This window comes from Mycobacterium simiae (assembly GCF_010727605.1).
GTDB classification, from domain to species: domain Bacteria; phylum Actinomycetota; class Actinomycetes; order Mycobacteriales; family Mycobacteriaceae; genus Mycobacterium; species Mycobacterium simiae.
Map to the genome: position 1 here is coordinate 2,574,015 of NZ_AP022568.1, position 18,964 is coordinate 2,592,978.

Annotated in this window: 21 protein-coding genes; 2 read left to right on the forward strand and 19 right to left on the reverse strand. The window is 66.4% G+C overall.

Annotated elements, in window-relative coordinates; all coding sequences use genetic code 11:
* Nucleotides 1-123 precede the first annotated feature (123 nt).
* Nucleotides 124-438, reverse strand: a complete 315-nt coding sequence (locus tag G6N33_RS11935; protein WP_231382520.1) for a tautomerase family protein — start codon at nt 436-438, stop codon at nt 124-126.
* A gap of 124 nt (nt 439-562) precedes the next feature.
* The gene (locus G6N33_RS11940) at nt 563-946 is read right to left on the reverse strand and encodes a tautomerase family protein (protein ID WP_044509156.1); all 384 of its coding nucleotides are present in this window, start codon (nt 944-946) and stop codon (nt 563-565) included.
* A 533-nt stretch (nt 947-1,479) separates the two neighbouring features.
* Between G6N33_RS11940 and G6N33_RS11945 the strand changes: the two genes are divergently transcribed.
* On the forward strand, nt 1,480-2,070 hold the full coding sequence (locus G6N33_RS11945) for a winged helix-turn-helix transcriptional regulator (RefSeq protein ID WP_081662128.1): 591 nt from the start codon (nt 1,480-1,482) through the stop codon (nt 2,068-2,070).
* A gap of 268 nt (nt 2,071-2,338) precedes the next feature.
* On the forward strand, nt 2,339-3,031 hold the full coding sequence (locus G6N33_RS11950; protein WP_044509155.1) for an SDR family oxidoreductase: 693 nt from the start codon (nt 2,339-2,341) through the stop codon (nt 3,029-3,031).
* Between the two features lie 563 nt (nt 3,032-3,594).
* On the opposite strand, the gene dnaB is transcribed toward G6N33_RS11950, so the two are convergent.
* From dnaB to G6N33_RS12035, 17 genes are all read right to left on the reverse strand, one after another.
* Nucleotides 3,595-4,971, reverse strand: coding sequence for a replicative DNA helicase (dnaB, locus tag G6N33_RS11955; protein WP_044512616.1), 1,377 nt, complete (start codon nt 4,969-4,971; stop codon nt 3,595-3,597).
* Between the two features lie 535 nt (nt 4,972-5,506).
* Nucleotides 5,507-5,965, reverse strand: a complete 459-nt coding sequence (gene rplI, locus G6N33_RS11960) for a 50S ribosomal protein L9 (RefSeq protein WP_044509154.1) — start codon at nt 5,963-5,965, stop codon at nt 5,507-5,509.
* 32 nt (nt 5,966-5,997) lie between these two features.
* Nucleotides 5,998-6,252, reverse strand: coding sequence for a 30S ribosomal protein S18 (rpsR, locus tag G6N33_RS11965; protein WP_025738217.1), 255 nt, complete (start codon nt 6,250-6,252; stop codon nt 5,998-6,000).
* Between the two features lie 52 nt (nt 6,253-6,304).
* Complete coding sequence (locus G6N33_RS11970) at nt 6,305-6,817, reverse strand: single-stranded DNA-binding protein (RefSeq protein WP_044509153.1); 513 nt, start codon at nt 6,815-6,817, stop codon at nt 6,305-6,307.
* Between the two features lie 126 nt (nt 6,818-6,943).
* Entirely contained in the window at nt 6,944-7,234 is a 291-nt protein-coding gene (gene rpsF / locus G6N33_RS11975; RefSeq protein WP_044509152.1) for a 30S ribosomal protein S6, read from the reverse strand.
* Nucleotides 7,235-7,366: 132 nt separating this feature from the next.
* Entirely contained in the window at nt 7,367-7,900 is a 534-nt protein-coding gene (locus G6N33_RS11980; protein WP_049919080.1) for an HD domain-containing protein, read from the reverse strand.
* Nucleotides 7,897-8,736 (reverse strand): inositol monophosphatase family protein, encoded by an 840-nt coding sequence (locus G6N33_RS11985; RefSeq protein ID WP_101528352.1) that lies wholly within the window; start codon nt 8,734-8,736, stop codon nt 7,897-7,899. Before G6N33_RS11985 ends, G6N33_RS11980 begins: the two co-directional genes overlap by 4 nt.
* Nucleotides 8,733-9,926, reverse strand: a complete 1,194-nt coding sequence (locus G6N33_RS11990) for an alpha-D-ribose 1-methylphosphonate 5-triphosphate diphosphatase (RefSeq protein WP_101528351.1) — start codon at nt 9,924-9,926, stop codon at nt 8,733-8,735. The genes G6N33_RS11985 and G6N33_RS11990 overlap by 4 nt, the downstream gene beginning before the upstream one ends.
* Entirely contained in the window at nt 9,923-10,660 is a 738-nt protein-coding gene (locus G6N33_RS11995; protein ID WP_044509150.1) for an ATP-binding cassette domain-containing protein, read from the reverse strand. Before G6N33_RS11995 ends, G6N33_RS11990 begins: the two co-directional genes overlap by 4 nt.
* Nucleotides 10,661-10,664: 4 nt before the next feature.
* On the reverse strand, nt 10,665-12,488 hold the full coding sequence (locus G6N33_RS12000) for an alpha-D-ribose 1-methylphosphonate 5-phosphate C-P-lyase PhnJ (RefSeq protein WP_101528350.1): 1,824 nt from the start codon (nt 12,486-12,488) through the stop codon (nt 10,665-10,667).
* The gene (locus G6N33_RS12005) at nt 12,485-13,597 is read right to left on the reverse strand and encodes a carbon-phosphorus lyase complex subunit PhnI (protein ID WP_044509149.1); all 1,113 of its coding nucleotides are present in this window, start codon (nt 13,595-13,597) and stop codon (nt 12,485-12,487) included. Before G6N33_RS12005 ends, G6N33_RS12000 begins: the two co-directional genes overlap by 4 nt.
* Complete coding sequence (gene phnH / locus G6N33_RS12010) at nt 13,597-14,193, reverse strand: phosphonate C-P lyase system protein PhnH (protein ID WP_049919078.1); 597 nt, start codon at nt 14,191-14,193, stop codon at nt 13,597-13,599. Before phnH ends, G6N33_RS12005 begins: the two co-directional genes overlap by 1 nt.
* The gene (locus G6N33_RS12015; protein ID WP_101528349.1) at nt 14,190-14,624 is read right to left on the reverse strand and encodes a phosphonate C-P lyase system protein PhnG; all 435 of its coding nucleotides are present in this window, start codon (nt 14,622-14,624) and stop codon (nt 14,190-14,192) included. The genes phnH and G6N33_RS12015 overlap by 4 nt, the downstream gene beginning before the upstream one ends.
* Entirely contained in the window at nt 14,617-15,369 is a 753-nt protein-coding gene (locus G6N33_RS12020; RefSeq protein WP_044509147.1) for a GntR family transcriptional regulator, read from the reverse strand. Before G6N33_RS12020 ends, G6N33_RS12015 begins: the two co-directional genes overlap by 8 nt.
* Nucleotides 15,370-15,463: 94 nt before the next feature.
* Nucleotides 15,464-17,098 (reverse strand): phosphonate ABC transporter, permease protein PhnE, encoded by a 1,635-nt coding sequence (gene phnE / locus G6N33_RS12025; RefSeq protein ID WP_044509146.1) that lies wholly within the window; start codon nt 17,096-17,098, stop codon nt 15,464-15,466.
* Nucleotides 17,095-17,883 carry a phosphonate ABC transporter ATP-binding protein gene (gene phnC / locus G6N33_RS12030; RefSeq protein WP_044509145.1) on the reverse strand — a complete coding sequence of 263 codons (789 nt, stop codon included), beginning with the start codon at nt 17,881-17,883 and terminating at the stop codon, nt 17,095-17,097. The genes phnE and phnC overlap by 4 nt, the downstream gene beginning before the upstream one ends.
* Entirely contained in the window at nt 17,880-18,842 is a 963-nt protein-coding gene (locus G6N33_RS12035) for a phosphate/phosphite/phosphonate ABC transporter substrate-binding protein (RefSeq protein ID WP_084951494.1), read from the reverse strand. The genes phnC and G6N33_RS12035 overlap by 4 nt, the downstream gene beginning before the upstream one ends.
* Between the last annotated feature and the right edge of the window lie 122 nt (nt 18,843-18,964).

Here is an 18,964-nt window from a genome sequence, read left to right on the forward strand (position 1 = left end):
CGAAAGGTGATCGGCGATAGCGGGGTCGAGGGTATTCGTCGTGGTCATCGAAATCACGATCATTTCACTGGGCTGATCTCCAACCGCCGGTTGTTGCCGCGTGCGACCTTAGCCACCGGCCTGTTACGTCGGGTCGGAGGTGTTGGGGTTGGGCGCTGTCCAGTCGGTGTTGAATCCGCCGAGGTGGGGATGGAACATTTCATCTCCACTGTGCTGGGTGAACTCCACTTTGACACTGCAGCGGTCCAGGCCCAGGACATCGGCGCAAATCTCGATGAGTTGGCGCGCCAGTGCGGCGCGAGTTTCGGCTGATCGGCCGCGGCGAACGTCGCACATGATCAAGGTGTGTGGGTGAGGTTCGTCGGCGGTGCAGCGCCACACGGACCCCTCACCCAGATCGTGTATCGAGACCGTAACCAGTTCCGGATCAGCGTCCATTGTGGCCGCGTACGCTAGCCCGAATCGTTTGGCCAGCAAGCGTTTAGGCCCGGACTCGAGACGAGCGGGCACATCTATCTGCAGTGACGGCATGACATCCCTTGTCGGCTCTGAATCAGCTGGCCTATGTCGCGTACTGAGCTTCACCGTTGCCAAAGGACCAGTTATCTTTGGTGTTCTCCACCAGATTGATAACGATGTCCTCGCGTCGCATCCCGAGACGCTCGTGCAAGCCGTCCGCGATGGCTTTGTAAAACGCTGACTTCTTGTCCACGGTTCTGCCGGCCAGCAGCGTCACCTGGATGAACACGCAGTCATTCGACCGGCTGATGCCGAGGTAGTGGGGGTCAAAGATGAAGTTCTGCGCGCGATGTTCACTGATTACCTGGAAGCGATCCCCTTCAGGCACGCCGAGTGTGTCGACCATCGCGTTGTAGACGACATCGCCGATCGTTTGGCGATACTCGTCGGATTGCCCTTCTACGAGGTCGATTCGAGCGAATGGCATTGGTATATCCTTTCATGCGCGTAATAGATCGCGCAGCAATGTTTTCCGTATCGGCGGAGCTGTGCGCCGGAGTGTAGGGCAGGGACTGTCGCAGGTAGTCACAGCGTCAGCTGCGTGGACCGAAGCCCCAGGGGGAGCCGGCGCCACGATCGTGGGTGCTGTGCGGTAGCCGCCGCGGACCATTGGCAGCGTGTCGAGTCTGTCCGCGGCGACGGTAGCTGAGGGCGCCTCGACGATCATCGAGGAGCCCGAACCGTCGACGTACACCCAGCTTTGCTGGATGAATCCGTCCATGTAAAGGGCACGCACGCCTGGAATTCGGCCTCTCGGAGGCCGGTGGGCGGGGCCCCTGCGGTCCCTCGGGGTTCCAGGTGGCCGTGGCCATCAGTTGCATCTCGAATACTCCTTCACTGTTACCCCCTGGGCAGCCTGCGCGAGACCGAGCCCGATCTCGAGTCGTATTGACACCCAGGCACCGAGGGTAGACTATGAAAATCATAGTTACAAGTGACTAGGCAGAGTGGAGTAAAGGGATGGGCGCAGCGAGATGGGGCGGCGCCGAGGCGGACACGTTGTGCCCGGTCGCACGATCGACAGCCATCGTCGGGGATCGCTGGACCATGCTGATCGTGCGGGAACTGTTCGCAGGCTGCAGTCGCTTCGACGAGATGCACGCGCAAACCGGCGCCACGGCCCAGATGCTCTCGGCTCGACTCAAACGGTTGGAGGCCGACGGGATGGTCGAACGGCGCATCTACAGCCGGCGCCCGACACGCTATGAGTACGTGCTGACCCCGATGGGACGCGACTTCTTTCCCGTCATGCTTGCCTATCGGGCGTGGGCCGAGACATGGTGCAAGAGCGAGGACGAACCGCTGGCGATACGCACCACGCATCGCACGTGCGGAACCGAAGTCGGCCTGGACGGCGTGTGCCCGACATGCGATGAAAGGGTGCCGATATCGGACCTGGACGCCGAACCGACTCCCGAATACGCAGCAGAACGCCAGCAACGCAGCCAGGCGTACAGAGCTCGGCCACAACGTCCTGCCGGGCGGCGCAGTACCAGCACCGTCACCAAGCGGGCAACCCCAACGACACGCGCGGCGAATAGGACGCGGTGACAACGCGAACCACCGACCAGCACAATGCCATTGGAACTGAATGGGTCCTTCGTACTTCGGATTTCGGTTGCAGCCGAATGCCCTCAGGGAGGGACAGCATCAACAAGCAATCAATGTCACCTCACATTCGTGACGCCAGCCAGCATCTTTAGCGGATCAACAAAAGTCCCGGGAACAGGTTGCCTCACAGTCTTTTTGAGACATCACGGCAGCCGGGTTGCCGGCACCAAAAATTGAACTGCATCGGCCAGCGAAGGGGAACTTCACTATGGTACAAATCGCGGGATCCACTGTCGTCGTCACTGGAGGACAACGTGGCATCGGTAAGGCTATCGTCGCTGAACTCCTGCGGCGCGGGGCGACGAAGGTCTACGCCACTGCCCGCAACCCCCGCCCCGCCGACGATCCCCGCGTCGTCACCGTTTCGTTGGACGTCACCGACGCCGAATCGGTTGCCGCCTTGGCTGCCGTCGCCGATGACGCCAACATTGTGATCAACAACGCCGGCATCGCTGGCGCGCTGACTTTTCTCGGTAGCGGTATCGACGCGGTCCGTGAACAATTTGAAACCAACTTTTTCGGGGCCCTGCGGGTAGCAAAAGCTTTCGCGCCCGTCTTAGCCAGCAACGGTGGCGGCGCCCTGGTTGACGTCGCATCCGTTTTGTCCTGGGTCGCCGGATTCGGCGGCTATGGCGCATCCAAAGCCGCGCTGTGGTCGGCGACCAACTCGCTACGCATCGAACTCGCAGGCCAGGGCACGCAGGTCATCGGGGCACATCTGAGCTACACCGATACCGACATGACAGCACCGTTCGATGTCGCAAAGAATGACCCGACCGACGTCGCCCGCCACATCGTCGATGGGATCGACGCCGGGGCCACAGAAGTACTGGCCGACAACGAAACCCGTCACTTCAAGGCCGAGTTGTCCGGCCCTGCAGAAGCCCTGCGTTTCGCTTAGACCGGTCGGGTGTGGAGGCGCGGCTCGCGATGATTGGCGCGTCTCGACACGTTGAGTCTGGCAGCACGGTTCGCCGGTCCGGCTCATCGCGGCCTCGGCGCATACGGTCGGTGACAATGATCCGCATCAGCGGCATTGTCCAGAAATTGAGGATCCACAAGCTCCCGTCTGACGCTTGAGACTGTGACACCTACTGTGTGTAACCATCCTTGGGGTCAAGGATTTGGGTAGTGGCTTGAATAGGAGGGATAACCACGAGGACGATTTGAACCGAAAAGTGTTGTGACGGCTTCAATTGGCCTAGCACCACTTTCTTCAGATTCATGCAAGCCCCCACGCCAGCATGCCTTCGCGCAGGCCATTCGTCGATACGAGTACCTGGACTCGCCCCACTCAACCGTAGTTAGGATATGGGAAATCCAGAGCGCATTTACATCAAAAAGTTAGCCGTTTCGTGATGGCAGCACCGTCAAAGCTGATCGCCACCGCGGCGACTCTACAAGCAAGCAACGCAACATTCTCACGCAATGAAAACTGCTACCGCCGCGAAGAAGAACCTACATTTACCGTGCCATGTTGGCGAAGCGCGACAGGTGCAGCTGATGGGCGACGGTGACGGTCTTGGTCGGGCCGTTGCGGTGCTTGGCCAGAATGAAATCCGCCTCTCCCCCGCGCGGATCGTCGCGCTCGAAGGCATCCGGCCGGTTCAACAGGATGACCATGTCGGCGTCCTGCTCCAGCGATCCCGACTCACGCAGGTCGGACAGCATCGGCTTTTTGTCGGTGCGCTGCTCGGGACCACGGTTCAGCTGGCTGATCGCGACGACGGGAACCTCGAGCTCCTTCGCCAATAGCTTGAGATGCCTTGAGAATTCGGAAACCTCGAGCTGCCGCGACTCGACCTTCTTGCCCGACGACATCAGTTGCAGATAGTCGACCACGACCAGACGCAGGTCGGCCTTCTGCTTGAGCCGGCGCGCCTTGGCCCGGATCTCCATCATCGTCAGGTTTGGTGAGTCGTCGATATACAGTGGCGCCTCGCTGATTTCGCTCATCCGACGCGCCAACCGCGTCCAGTCGTCGTCGTTCATCCGACCCGACCGCATATCGGCCAGCTTGATCTTCGCTTCCGCCGACAGCAGCCGCATCACGATCTCGGACTTGCTCATTTCCAGCGAGAAAATGACGCTGGCCATCCGGTGCTTGATGGAACATGAGCGCAGAAAATCCAATCCCAGTGTCGATTTCCCGACTCCAGGTCTGGCCGCGACGATGATCATCTGTCCGGCGTGCAGACCGTTGGTCACTTCGTCGAGCTCGGTGAAACCGGTCGGCACACCGCGCGCCACACCGCCGTTGGATGCGATGGCATCGATCTCGTCCATCGTGGGCTGCAGCAGGTCCTCGAGCGGAACGAAATCCTCCGACGTTCGCCGCTCCGCCACGTCATAGATCTCGGCCTGCGCGCGGTCCACGATCTCGGCGACGTCGGCACCCTCGGCACCCGCATAGCCGTACTGGACGACCCGCGTTCCGGCCTCCACGAGGCGGCGCAGCAGCGCCTTCTCGGCCACGATTCCGGCGTAGTAGCCCGCATTGGCAGCCGTCGGCACCGTCGAGATCAAGGTGTGCAGATACGGTGCGCCCCCGACCCGGCGCAGCAGCCCGCGACGGTCCAGTTCGGCGGCCACCGTGACCGCGTCGGCCGGTTCCCCCCGCCCGTACAAGTCCAGGATCGCGTCGTAGACGTTCTGATGCGCCGGACGGTAGAAGTCGCCGGGCCGCAACCGCTCCAAGACGTCGGCGATCGCGTCCTTGCTTAACAACATCCCGCCCAGCACCGACTGCTCTGCGGCGAGGTCCTGGGGCGGTTGACGGCTGAATTCCTCGTTCGGCGGTGAGGCGTCCATGCCGGGCGCCCGGTCATCCAAGACCGCCACGGGCTCAACCTCCCTCTGCAACATGCATACGAACATACATTCGATAGACGACACTTGCAGCGTAGGTCAGGCCCTCGCACACCCCGAAGACAAGCACCCGTAAGCCTCGCACCGGGAAGACCGTAAGCGTTGCTGGTCGGTAGGTGAAAGCGGCGTTGTTCATAAGGCTGTGCATCGGGTGTGCATATCCTTCGACACCTGTGTTGAGTGGGTTGTGGAGAACCTGTGGATCAAAACGTGGCGGTCGAACATCTCCGCAGATACGCGCAGTACACCACTACACATTTGGTGTGGAGAACAATCTCTTCGGCGTGTCGTCGCAGGTTACTGCGCCGGGCGTGTTGGCTTTCGGCCAGATTTTCGCAACGTTACGAGGTGGTTAAGGAGCCCCAACGGTAAGGCCGCTGAAATAGTTCGCCAGCTGTCGGCTGGTTACCAGCATTTCCTGCGGCGCCGGAAATAATTAACAGGCACGACAAATATCCGGCGGCCACCGATTTGCGGCGGCCGCCGGACGTCAAGAAAGGGCGCGGAGTTAGTTATCCGCGACGACGTTGAGGACGACCTCGACGCTGATTTCGGGGTGCAGGCGCACCTCGACCGGGTGGTTGCCGACAGCCTTGATGTGCGCCTTGGGCAACCGGATGATGCGCTTATCGAGATTCGGGCCGCCGGCCTTCTTGATGGCCGCGGCGACATCGCCGGCGGTCACCGAACCGAACAGCTTCCCGGAATCGGCCGCCGTCTTGACCGGCAGCGACACCGGACCCAGCGCCTCGATCGCGGACTTGATCTCGTTGGCGTGCCCCAAGTCGCGCACGGCCTTGCTCTCGCGGGCCCGGCGAATGTCGTCGGCCTGCTTCTGGGCACCGCGCGACGCCACGATCGCCAGGCCACGCGGCAGCAGGAAGTTACGGCCGTACCCGTCCTTGACCTCGACAGTCTCGCCGACGGTCCCGAGATGGTCGACGTCGGCCGTCAGAATCAGCTTCATCGTTTTCGTACTTTCGGTTTGGACGTCGGCGGTCAGCGGGCCGACGAAGTGAAGGGCAGCAGGGCCACCTCGCGGGCGTTCTTCACGGCGAGCGCGATGTCGCGCTGGTGCTGCACGCAGTTACCCGTGACACGACGTGCCCGGATCTTGCCGCGCTCGCTGATGTACGTGCGCAGCAGGGTGGTGTCCTTGTAATCGATCGATTGACCCTTTTTGGCGCAGAAGACGCATTTGCGTGTCTTGATCGGCTTTTCCGGAGCCGGGCGCCGTTTCGTGGACTTGGCCATGTGTTTCTTTCTTTCCGTTTGCTAATGGTCTTGTGGTTTGGCGGTTCTGGCGTCAGAACGGCGGTTCGTCGTCGCCGCCGGCGAACGAGCCCGACGCGGGCGCACTGCCCCACGGGTCGTCGGCCGGTGCGCCGCCGGACTGCGCCGGCGCCTGGCGGGATCCGCCGCCACTGCCGAAACCGCCTCCGCCGCCGCCGCTGCGGCTCGCCTTGTTGACCTTGGCGGTGGCGTACCGAAGCGACGGCCCGATCTCGTCGACCTCGACCTCGACGACGGTGCGCTTCTCGCCCTCGCGGGTCTCGAACGAACGCTGCTTGAGCCGGCCGGTGACGATCACGCGGGATCCGCGGGTCAGGCTTTCCGCGACATTCTCGGCGGCCTCACGCCAGATGTTGCATCGCAAGAACAATGCCTCGCCGTCTTTCCACTCTCCGCTTTGGCGGTCGTACATCCGCGGGGTCGACGCCACGGTGAAGTTGGCGACGGCGGCACCCGACGGCGTGAACCGCAGTTCAGGGTCGGCGGTCAGGTTTCCGACAACGGTGATAGTGGTGTCACCAGCCACTGTGTCCTCCTGGTTCCGTCCTGGCTCTCGCCTGGAGACGGGAAACGGTCATGAGCATGTCCACGCTGAGCCTACGCACAGGCGCCGACGACGGGGAGCGGCTCGCTACCAGACCCGCTACCAGACTTAGTGCTTGTCGGTGCGCATGACCTTGGTGCGCAATACCGATTCGTTGAGGCTCAGCTGACGATCGAGCTCGGACACGGTGGCCGGCTCCGCCTTGAGGTCGACGACCACGTAGATGCCTTCGGCGTGCTTGGCGATCTCGTAGGCCAACCGCCGCTTGCCCCAAATGTCTACCTTGTCAACGGTTCCGCCGTCTTTGCGGACGACGTTGAGGAACGTCTCCAGCGACGGAGCAACGGTGCGCTCGTCGAGTGTGGGGTCAAGAATGACCATGATTTCGTATGGACGCATGGAAACCTCACCACCTCCTCTGGTCTCAAGCGGCCACGGGCGTTCCGTGGCAGGAGGGTCGCCTGCGTCGGCAACCGGATCAGGCTACAGCATCATCACTGAGCTGCGAAATCGCGCTTTTTATCGTGGGCCTCAGCGCCGGGTCAACCGGTCGTGCGCTTCCAGCACCCGGTCCAGGCTGATCTGCGGTCCGTGCGGGTCCTTGGCGTTGTCGTCCCAACGGCGCACCATGACTGCCTCGGCGGCGCCGGGCTGGGCGCTGAATCGGGCGGCCTCGGCCTTGCTCATGGGACCGCCCTGCCGGTGCAGTGAGGTGATCGAGGCGGGACTGAGGTGCTCGCGGTAGTCCTGGTCGGTGGCGACGAGGTACCGCTTGGCCGGGACGTGCTGGGCGATGACCCAGGCGGCACGCGCGCCGAGGTGCATGCGGGCGAACTCGGCGCCGGACAACTCATGCGGCAGGTCCGGCCACTGCGCGGCCACCGGCTTCGCCCGGCCGATGTCGTGCAGCGTGGCCGCCAACAGCAACTCGTCGTCGCAGCCGAATTGCTCCGCCTGCCAACCGCTTTGCAGCGCGTGCGCGCGCTGGTCGACGACTTCACCGCCGTACGGCAGACCGGCCAGGCCATCGATGAGGGCGGCCAGCATGTCGCGGGTAAGGGTCACGGCAGCTCCTCTGTGCGCGGCGTCCCGCGCAATGTGCTGACCAACTCTTCGGCCAGCTCGACCGTCGCGCCCACCACCCCCGACCAGCGGCGGCTCAGGTCGTGGTCGATCTCGAGCGGCCGGCCGTGCACGTCCAGCACGGCGCCACCCGCCGCGGGCACCATCACCAGCGCGGCCGCCAGGTCCATGATGCGGTGCGTGTCGGAGCCGGCGTCGGCGAACGCATCGGTGGAGCCCTCCGCGACCAGCGCCGCCTCGAGGCAGCTCGTCGACAGGATCCGCACCCGGGCCGCCCGTTTGGCCACCCGCCACCACGCGGCGTCGTCGTGGCCGTGCGGGCGCAGCAGGCTGACCGCCGCGCCGTCGAGGTCCCGGCGTCCGCTGGTGCGGTACGGCACGGGTTCGCCCGCGACCGCATGCCAACAGCGCCCGGTGTCATACCAGCACGTCAACGCCTCGGTCGGGTGGCCGTCCACGGCCACCACCCCGGCGAACGCCGACAGCGGGACACCGGCCGCGGCGTTGGCGGTGCCGTCGACCGGGTCGACCACCAAGGTGACCGCCGAACCGTTGTCGATGACGCCGATTTCCTCGCTGAGCAGATTGACCCGATGTCGATTCGTCACCTCGGCCACCGCGGTGTCGACGAGGATGTCCAGCCGCATCGTCGGCGTGCCGTCAGCGCCCATCTGAACCTTCTCGGCCAGGGCCGCGCGGTCGTAGCGGGCACGGGCGGCGCCGAACGCCGTCGCGGCGGCGCGGACCGCATCGGCCAGCGCCGGGTGCGTGCCGTCCGGCAGCTGCGGCTCGGGCACCCGCCACTCGATGCGCGTCATCGACTGCTCACCAACACCGAACGCACCACCGGCCAGCGGCCGGCGGCCAGCAGCACCAGGTCCGCACGCAGGCCGGGCTGCAGCCGCCCGCGGTCGGTCAGCCCCCCGACCTCTGCGGGCCCGGACGTCACCAGCGCGATGGCCGCGGCCGGTTCGATGACCCCGTCGTTGACCAAAGTGAACGCCGCGGCCAGCAGCGTCGACGGCAGGTAGTCCGACGCCATCGCGGTCACCAGACCGCGGGCGATCAGCTCGCGACCCGACGCGTTGCCGTTGTGCGACGTTCCGCGCAGCACATTCGGCGCGCCCATCACCACCGGCAGCCCGCGGTCACGCGCCGCCTGCGCCGCCTGGGTCGTGGTCGGGAATTCGGCGACCGCGCCGCCGCGGGCCACCAATTCGTCGACCTCTTCCGCCGAGGTCAGGTCGTGGCCGAGCAGCCGGATGCGGCCGGGCCGGGCCTGCTCGGTCAGCCACGCCATCGCCTCCTCGCGGATGCCGAGCCGGCCGCTGCGCTCGGCGATGAGGTTGTCGACGTGGCTGGCTGCCTGCTCCGCGCTCATGCCGCGCGAGCCCATCATGTAGCGCTCGTAATAGGCGCGTTCGGCGTACTGGCCCTGCCCCGGCGTGTGGTCTTCGTGTGAAACGAGCGGGACGCCTGCTTGACCCTCCAGCCGCTGTTGAAGTGCCGCAAGGCCTTCCGGGCTGCGGACATCGAGGCGGTACAGGATCCGGTGGTCCACCAGACCGTCGGGCCGGGCTTCGATGGTGTCGCAGAACAGGTTGGCGTCCTCGATGGTGCGCGGGGTGCCGCGGCCCATGCTCTGTTCGAACGCGGCGCCGTGGAACACCGTCGTCAGGCCACTCGCCCGCAACTTACCCTCGAACGACAGCAGCGCGAACTCCATCGGCAGCTCCGCGCCCGGACGCGGCAGTCGCTCCTTCTCCAGCCCGTCGCTGTGCGTGTCGACCAGACCCGGAATACACACCAGCCCTTGACCGTCCACGTCGGCGGACAGTCCCGCCGGATGCGGTTCGACCGCCGCGATGACGCCGTCGCGCACGGCCACCACCGCGTCATCGATCACGCCGTCGGGCAGCACGGCACGGACGTGGCCGAGCACGTAGTCGGCGGGCGGCGCCGCCAGCGGCCAGTGCTGGACGGTGCGTTCGAAAATCTCGGTTGTCATGCCGCTCCCTCGAGGATTTCGCTGGGGGCACCGTCTTTGACGACGCGTCCGTCGCCCATCAGCACCACCCGAGATGCCAGGCGCCGGATGGCGTCCAGATCGTGAAACACCGCCAGCACCGCGACATGTCGCGCCGTTAACGACGCGATCAGTTCCAGTGCCGCGTCTCGGTTAGCCGGGTCCAGCGCCGACACCGGCTCGTCGAGCAACAGCAGCCGCGGCGGGCGGACCGTTCCGGCCGCCAGGTTCACCCGCTGACGCTCTCCCCCGGAGAGCACCGAACAGTCCACGTCCCACAACACCTCGTCGAGGTTGAGCCGCCGCAGCGCGTCGGCCGCCGCTTCACGCGCCTCGGCGCGAGCGATGCCGCGGCGCCGGGCGGTGGCCGCCACGAAATCCAGTGGACTGGTGCGCGGCGGGGCGTTCAAAAACTGTGATACATAACCGAATTCGCGGCCGCGCAACCTGGCCATCGCCCGGTCTGACAAGTCGGTCAGCTCGATGTGTTCGCCGGTCGCAGTGCGCAGCGTCACCGAGCCCGAGTCCGGTAGATAGGTGCGGTGAATGCACCGCAGCAACGACGACTTGCCGGCCCCGCTCGGACCGGCCAGCGCGACATGCTCGCCGGCCCGCACCGAGAGGTCGACGCCGTGCAGTGAGTGCACGACCCGACCGTCAATGGTGTGCAACGTGAACGATTTACGCAACGCGCGCACGGTCAGCACCGGTGGCACGTGATCACCTCCTGGCCGCGGCGACCAGCCGCTGGGTGTAGGGCTGGTGCGGGTCACAGAACAACTGATCGGTCAGTCCGCGTTCGATCACCCGCCCCAGCTGCATGACGACAGCGCGGTCGGTCAGCGCCTCGATCACCGAAAAGTCGTGACTGACAACGACAGCGGCGATATCGCGTTCCAAGAGCAGCCCGCGCAGCAGGTCGAGCACGCCCGCGGCCACCGACGCATCCAGGCCGGTGGTCGGCTCGTCCAGCAGCAATACCGGCGGCTCGGTCGCCAACGCCTTGGCGATTTGCACGCGTTGCCGCATACCACCGGAGAACGTGCCGACCGGGTCGTCCATCCGCGCCAGCGGAACCTCCACGCGGTCAAGCAGTTCCGCGGCCCGGTCCCGGATGTCGCGGTAGCTCCGCCAGCCGGCGGCGGTAAGCCGTTCGGCGATATTGCCGCCGGCGCTGATCCGCAGGTCGAGTCCGTCGGCGGGGTTCTGGTACACCGCGGCCATCGTGTCGACGCGCAGCCTACGTCGCTGCGCGTCGGTCAGGGTGAGCAGGTCCGTGTCCCCGTCGTCGACGCTGGCCACGTGCACCGCGCCGGTGGTCGCCCGCTCGTCGCCGATGATGCACGACAACACGGTGGACTTGCCTGAACCGGATTCCCCGATCATGCCCAGTGCCTCACCTGGGGCCACATCGAACGACACATCCCATGCCGCGACGACCGCGCCCGTGGCCGGGCTGATAGCGGTCCCGTAGTCGGGTCCGGTGCCGTCGACGGCGTAGACGCCACCGGCACCGTGCACCTTGCCGATCGAATCAACGCGCAGCATCCACTCGGCCGAATTCGCCTGAAAGTCGCTCTGGTGCAGCGGCTTTGCTCGGCGCGGCGCGGTTGTAACGCCGCCGGCCCGATTGTCGGGGTCCGGCAGCAGATGCAGCGGGGCGCGTTCGCGATGCGCGGCGCGGTCGGCGTCACCGGCACGAACCCGGGCGCACCATTCGGTATCGCTGCACACGAAACCGCCTCCGGGCCCGGCCTCGACGAGGAAAACGTCGTCACTGCCACACAACCGGCAGACCGCGCCGGCGGAGTACTCCACCTCGAACGGCACGTCGTCGAACGTCAACGGTTCCACGTCGGTGTGTGGCGGAACAGCATAGATCCGCTTTTCCCGTCCGGCGCCGAACAGATTGATGTGCTCGCATCGGTGCAGCCGCGGCACGTCCCACCGTGGGATCGGGGTGGTTGCCATCACGTAACGGCCGGCGACCAGCACCGGATACCCCGTGGTCCGGGTGATCATGCCATTGCGGACGATGTCCTCGTAGAGACCGACCCACAGCGCCGCGTAATCGTTTTCGGCATGCATACGCGCGCATTCGGCGACGGATTTCTGCACCTTGCGCAGCGGCTCGGGCACCGGCACCTGATACACCAACAGGTTGCCCTCTCCCAGCGCCTCCTCCGGAACGCGGTGACGCGTCTGCACCACCGTCGACTCCCGGGTGTCGGCCGACTCCGAGCATCCCGTGGTGGCCGCGATCATCCGGCGCAGGTTCGAGGCATTGACGCCGCCGTCGTCACCCTGGTCGATGACCTTCACGGTGTCGCCCGCGCCGATCACCGACAGCGTCACCTGCAGCCCGCCCGAACCCCAGCCCCGAGCCACCGGCATTTCCCGCGACCCGAACGGCACTTGGTAGCCCGGCACACACACCGCGGTCAGTGCGGCGCGCCGGATTTCGCGCTTTCCGCTCTCGTCGAGAATTCCCGACGGCGGCTCGTCGTTGGTCAGCTCGGCGAGCAGCTCGCCCATGGTGGTCATTCGCAATCCCTTCCGGCGGGCTCGGGAATGCGGGCACTGCGCACAGCGCCTGCCTCCTGCAGCGCCTGCTTGCGTTCCACCATGGAACGGAACGTCACGTAATGCGGGAGCTTGAGATGGTCCAGGAATCCGCCGGAGTCCAGGCCGTCGGTGGTCAGCAGCAACAGCTGTTCCAGCGGTCCGGACCGGCCGAACCGGCGGTTGGCAATGTCGAGGTTCGCCATCGCGATCGCCTTGCGTTCGTTGTGCGCGAAGCACATTCCGTAGCCGACATCGAAGCGGCTGCGGTCCTCGTCGGCACCGTCGAGATCCTCGATGGCCTCGGCCTCGGTCACCCGGAACTCCCCGATGCTCACCTGTTCGCCGGTGTGCGGATGCTTGACCTCCAGCGGCAGCCGCCCGTGCCGAACCTCACCGAGGGTGACCTCGTGGATGTCGCCGTCGGGGCCCAGGATCGAGCGGTACCACAGCCCGACCAGCGCGCCGGTCTCTGCGCGTGCCATGGCGGCCAACACCGCCGAGCGCGGCGCGGGCGGCCGCGGCGGAACCCGGGTGATGTCAAAGGGTTCCGGATCCTCACCGGTGCGGTGGTCGACGACCAGGCCGGCCTCGCGCAGCAGCTCGAGGAATCGCCGCGGGCTGCGCTGCTCGGCGGTGCGTGGCCGCGCGGCGGCTTCGGACGACGGATCCGTCGGGGCCGCGGGCGCGGCGGCTGACTTGTCCAACAGCCTGCGGGTGTAGTCGGTGGTGCGACCCAGCAGCTGCGGCCCGTCGGGTTCGCGGAAGGCCGGCACGATCCGGCGCATGATCGTGATGCGGTCCGGGTCGATCGGTTCGCTGACGGCCAGCCGTGGCAACGTGGAGCGGTGCGCGCGTAACAGGTGCGCGGCCTCCAGCGGATCGCCCTCGGCCTGACGCAGCGCAGCGGCCGCGGCGGTTTCGTCGTACAGCCCCGCCTCCCCCATCACCCGGTCGACGGCAAGCCGGAATCGTGCCACGATCTGCTCGGTGCCGGCCCACGGCACCGGTGCGAAATCGCGTGCCCGGCAGACTAATTCCTCCGCGGCAAGGATGGCTTCCAGGCCACCGCGGGCTCCCGAATATCCCATCAGTTCTCCTCGGTGATCGTGGTGGTGCGCGGCAGGCCGACCACCCGTCCGTCGTCGGTCACCAGCAGGATGTCGATGCCGGCCGGATACGCCGCGACCGCATCGGCCCGGGCGGCGACGAACCCGGCGGGCAGTCCCTGGGGTGCGATGCGGGCGGTGTCGCGAATGCCCGGCCCCGACAGCGTCCACCGCAGCGGACCGCCCTGCACATCGCGCACGCTGAGCGCCACCAGGGCCCCGTCCTCCGGCGCGTAGGCGGAGCCGCGGGTAAAGCCCCGCAGATCCTCCTCGTCGATCGGGCGGACCGCAGCCACCAGCCGCGCCATCTCGGCCGGCCAGGTGGGCGCGGACGTGGCGGTGGCGACGGCCTCGGCCCAGCGGTCACCGTCGTGCTCGAGCACGCACACGCCGGTGCTCAAGTCCGCCACTGCGAGGACTGGGACGATCGCCGGCGCCAGGATGGTCAGCGGTTCGCGGGGCAACGCCATCGGCGTGCCGGGGCGGGCCAGCGCTTCCAGCATCGCCCGGAACGCCTGCTGCGACTGCGTGGGTGGCAGTGCGGTCACCGTCTGCGCGGTCACGGGCTGCGCGGTCACGCCAACTCCTCGAATTCGACGATGGTGGGGGCGAGTTCGGCCCATTCCCGCGCCTCGCGCTCGGCCTTGCGGACGGCGACGATGTGGCACAGCCGGTCCACGTCGGCGGCGTGGGAGCGGCCCGCCTGGACCTCGGCGTCGAGCAAGGCGGCGGCCAGGACGGCGGCGCGGTCGTCGCCCAGCCGCATCGCCCAGCCACGGTGACCCGCCAACTCGACCTCGGCGCGGCAGGCCAGCACGTCACCGAGCAGAAACCGTTCCTGCGCGACCGGCTCACGAACCTGCGCCGACACGACACCTACCTCAGGCGCGACGAGGATGCGCACCTCAACACCGTCGGCCAGACACGCATCGGCGAGGCTGCGCAGCTCGTCGGGCTCGGCCACGGCCAGCAATTCGCAGTGGCGGGCGCGGCTCAGAGGCTCAGTCATTCTGGTCCCCTTCCGCGCCGACGCCGGCGCCGGCGCAGTCTTCGAGTTCGACCACCACGCGCACCGCGTCACCCCGAGTCCAGGCGCTGCTGCTGAGCAGCACGTCACCGGTTTCGGCGTCGCGGCTGATGCTGTCGATGCGCCACACCGGGTCGCTCGCCTCGATGCCGAGGCTTTGCAACACCTCGCGGGGCGGGATGTCCAGGCTTGCCCGGCACCAGGCCCGGACCGGCCGCAAACCGCCTAACTGGCACAGCACGAGGTTCACCGATTCGACGCTTTGCAACGCGATGTCCAGGTTGGGGACGGCGTCGATCGGGACAAGTTCTCGGGTGATCGAGGCCAGCAGGTCGTCGATGTAGAAGTGCCGCACGATCTGGTACGTCGGGGCGCCCACCGGCCAACCCAGTTGATCGGCATCCTCGGCGGCCAGCTGAATGCGCTCGACAGCCTTGGTCTGCGAGCGCGGGACCGCACCGCTGGCCAACACCGTGGCATGCCAGGACGGCGGCCGTGATCGCGAAATCACATAGTCGATGCGCCGGTTGACGAAGGTGCCGGCCCCCTGGATGCGGCGAACCAACAGCCTGCGCTCCAGCTCCTGCAGGGCCGAGCGTGCCGCGGCGCGCCCGACACCGAAACGAGTGGCCAGCTCCGGTTCACTGGCCACCCGGGTACCCGGCTCGCACTGGGCTAGCTCGCTGGCCAATTGGTCGGCGATGTCCAGATATCGCGCTGATGTCACGCCATCACGGTGGTGCGGCAGGTTGTCCGAACAACTTCGCGACGGCCAACGACGGCGCGACCGGAGGTGAACATCTGGAACAGTTGTCACAGCATCAGCTCATCTCGTGCCGCAGCCACACTGCCAGCGCCTCCACCGCCAGTACGGTGACGCATACCATCAACAAAATCGTTGTCACCAAGCCGAATTCAAGGATCTGGGCGCCACTGAGCAGGTCGAAGCCGATACCACCCGCTCCGACGATGCCGAGCAGCGTCGCCGAGCGAACGTTCACGTCGAGCTGGTAGAGCACGTGGCCGATGAAGCTCGGCGCGGCCTGCGGCAGCGTTCCGGCGAAGAACACCTGCCAGGGGCCGGCGCCGGTGGCACGGATGGCCTGCTCGGGACCCGGATCGACTTCTTCTAACGAATCGGCGACCAGCTTGCCCAGCAACCCGATGGCGCCCACGCTCAGCGCCAGCGTGCCCGCAACCGCACCGAGCCCGGTTATCACCACGAACACCACGGCCAGGACCAGCTCCGGGATACCGCGGATCACCACCACGAAGATGCGAAATGCTTGAGCCACACCAGGATTAGGTGCGACGTTGCGCGCGGCCAGGCAACCGATGGGCAGCGCCACCGCGGCGCCGATCATGGTGGCGCCCAGCGCGATTTTGACGGTCAGCCACAAATCGGACCACAGTTGGCCCCACATGCCTGCGGTGCTCGGCGGCCAGAACAGTTCGGCGTTCTTCAACGTCCCGCGCAGCGAATCCACGAAATGGATGGGATTGAGATCCGCGCCCCACGCCGACGCCAGCACCACCAGCACGGTCAACGCGAAGTACCCGGCGCGGCGCATCCGCGCCGCCGTCCACGGCGGATTGACCTGGCCACCGGTATGTAGCGGGGCGCTGCCCCTGCCGTGCCCGTCGGTGTTGCGCAGCAACGCCCGCCGGATCGCCCCGGACAGCAGCTCGACGAGGATACACAGCACGAGGACCAGTGCGGCCAAAGCCATTCCGCGGCGGTAGTCCAACTGCTTGAACGCCGTGGCGATCGCATACCCCAAGCCGTTGACGCCGACGAACCCGAGCAGCACCGAGATTCGCAGATTGATGTCCAGGCGATGCAGCGCCGTCGCCACGAACGCCGGCAACACCAGCGGCAGCACGCCGGAGGTCAGCACCTGTCCCGGCCGCGCCCCGGTCGCGCGCATCGCCGCCCGCGGACCCTCATCGACGTGCTCGATCGCGTCGCCGTAGAGCTTGGCGACCATGCCCACCGAGTGCAGTCCCATGGCCAGCACGCCTGTCATCGCGCCGAGGCCGAAGATCCGGAAAAACACGATGGCCAACACCACATCCGGGACGGAGCGCACCATCACGATCGCGGCACGCGCGGCGAACCGTGACCGGGGGCCGGGCGTGGTGTTGGCCGCTGCCAGGATCGCCAGCGGCACACTGATGCCCACGGACAACACCGTCGCGCAGATGACGATCGCCAAGGTCTGTCCGCACAGTATCAACAACTCCCCGACGGGTGGAAAGTCCAGCGGCAGCATGCGTTCGGCGAAATCCAACGCGTTGTGGGCACCGTCGGTGAACGTCGCGACGTTGATCCGCAGGTCGGTGACGGCCCAGCAACCCGCCAGCACCAGGGCGCCCATGACCAGCCAGGCCGCGGTACTGCCCACCCGCGGTGCCGCCAGCGTGCGGTGCTCCCGCGAGGCGGTGGCGGTGGTCACGCAGGAGTGCCAGCGGCGAGCAGTGAGCTCGCATCCACGCTGGCGTACAACGACATTGCGTCGTCATGGTCGAGCCCCGCCACCGGCCGGTCGAGTACCACCTGCCCGGCTCGCAGCCCGATCACTCGGTCGCCCCAGTTCAGGGCGAGTCCAACCTGGTGCAGGCTGCACAGCACGGTCAATCGCTGCTCGGTGCTGATTTCCCGGATCAATTGCATCACCTGCGCGGCGGACTCGGGGTCCAGTGATGCCACCGGCTCATCGGCGAGCAGGATCTCCGGATGCTGCATGAGCGCCCGCGCCACCGCTACCCGTTGCTGTTGGCCGCCGGACAGCGTGTCGGCACGGTGAAAGGCTCGCTCTCGCAAGCCAACTCGTTCCAGGTGTGCCAGTGCCTCACGCCGCACCTCGCGGGGGTAGCTGAAAAGTCCCAGCCGCGGCCAGCGCAGTCGGCCCAGGGCACCGGTGCACACGTTCTCCAAGACGCTGAGCCGGCCGACCAAGTGGAAGTGCTGGAACACGAACCCTATTCGGCGTCGCAGGCGTCGCAGCTCGGCGCTGGTGGCGCTGCCCACGTCTGTACCCAGTACGGTGACCGTGCCGCAGGTCGGGGTTTGCAGACCGTCGACGTGGTGCAGCAGGGTGGACTTGCCTGAACCCGAAAGCCCCAGCAGGACCGCGATCTCACCGCGCGCGACGCTGCACGAGACGTCATCCAACGCCCGAATCTGGGGCCCGAAAGTCTTTGTGACGCCTTCGAATTGAACGGCAACGGCCCCGGTCATGACTGCCCCGCGCACTGCTTGGCGTGGGTGGTGCGGCACACGTTGCGGACACCGTCGTAGAACGCGTTGTCCACCGTCGCGTAACCCCAGCCATTGATCTCGCCGAGGTGCGCGCACGCCGGGGTGCAGATGCCGTTGGCGTTCATGTAGTCGATGTTGGCGTTCGGGAACGCGTTGATGATCTTGGCCTTGAGATCCGGCGCGAGATCATCGCTGATGCCGATCGGCGATCCGGGGATCAGATCCGACTTCCACACCACCGACAGCTGGCCCGGCTTGAGCTGACCGCGGGCCGGAAGGGTGGTGTCGATCATGCTTTCCTGCGCGAATCCGGCGTCGCACTGGCCGTTGAGCACCGACAGCGCCGACGCGTCGTGGCCACCGGCGATGACCTGGGTAACGTCCTTCACCGGATCGATGCCGGCATTGATCAGACCCGCCGACGGATACAGGTAGCCCGAGGTCGAGTTCTCGTCGACGAAGCAGATCTTCTTGCCCCGGAAGTCGGCGATGCTGTTGATCCCGGATCCGGGCCGCGTGATGCCGTAGGAGTGGTAGCCAGGCGGGGTGCCCTTGGCGACCGTCTCCGCAGCGATGGGCGTGACCTTCACTCCGCTGTGCTGCGCGGTCACCAGCGAGAACGGGCCGTACTGGACGAAGTCGGCCTTGCCGGCGCGTTGCGCCTCGATGGCCGACGAGTAGCTGGTGGCGCTCTGGAACCGGATCGGCTTGCCGGTTGCCTTCTGCAGCAACGTCAACAGCGGCTGGTAGGCCTGCTGCAGGCTCTGCGCGTTCTCCGACGGCACCGCGGCGAACACCAGCTCGTCGGGGTTGCGGCCGCCGGCCGAACCGCTGCCCTTCCGGCCGGCGTTGGCGCTTTGGCCACACGCCGTCAGCAACACCACCGTCAGCACCACCAGCGCGGCGAGGCCGAACGGGCGTCGGGGGCGAGTCAACATCCGGAATCTCCTTTTGGGCAAGCGACTGGGCAGACGAGCACAGCAGACGACCGAATGGTTCTGTGGGCCGGTGCAGTTGAGGGGACGGGACGGTTACCGGAGAGCGAACTTCGGTTGTGGAA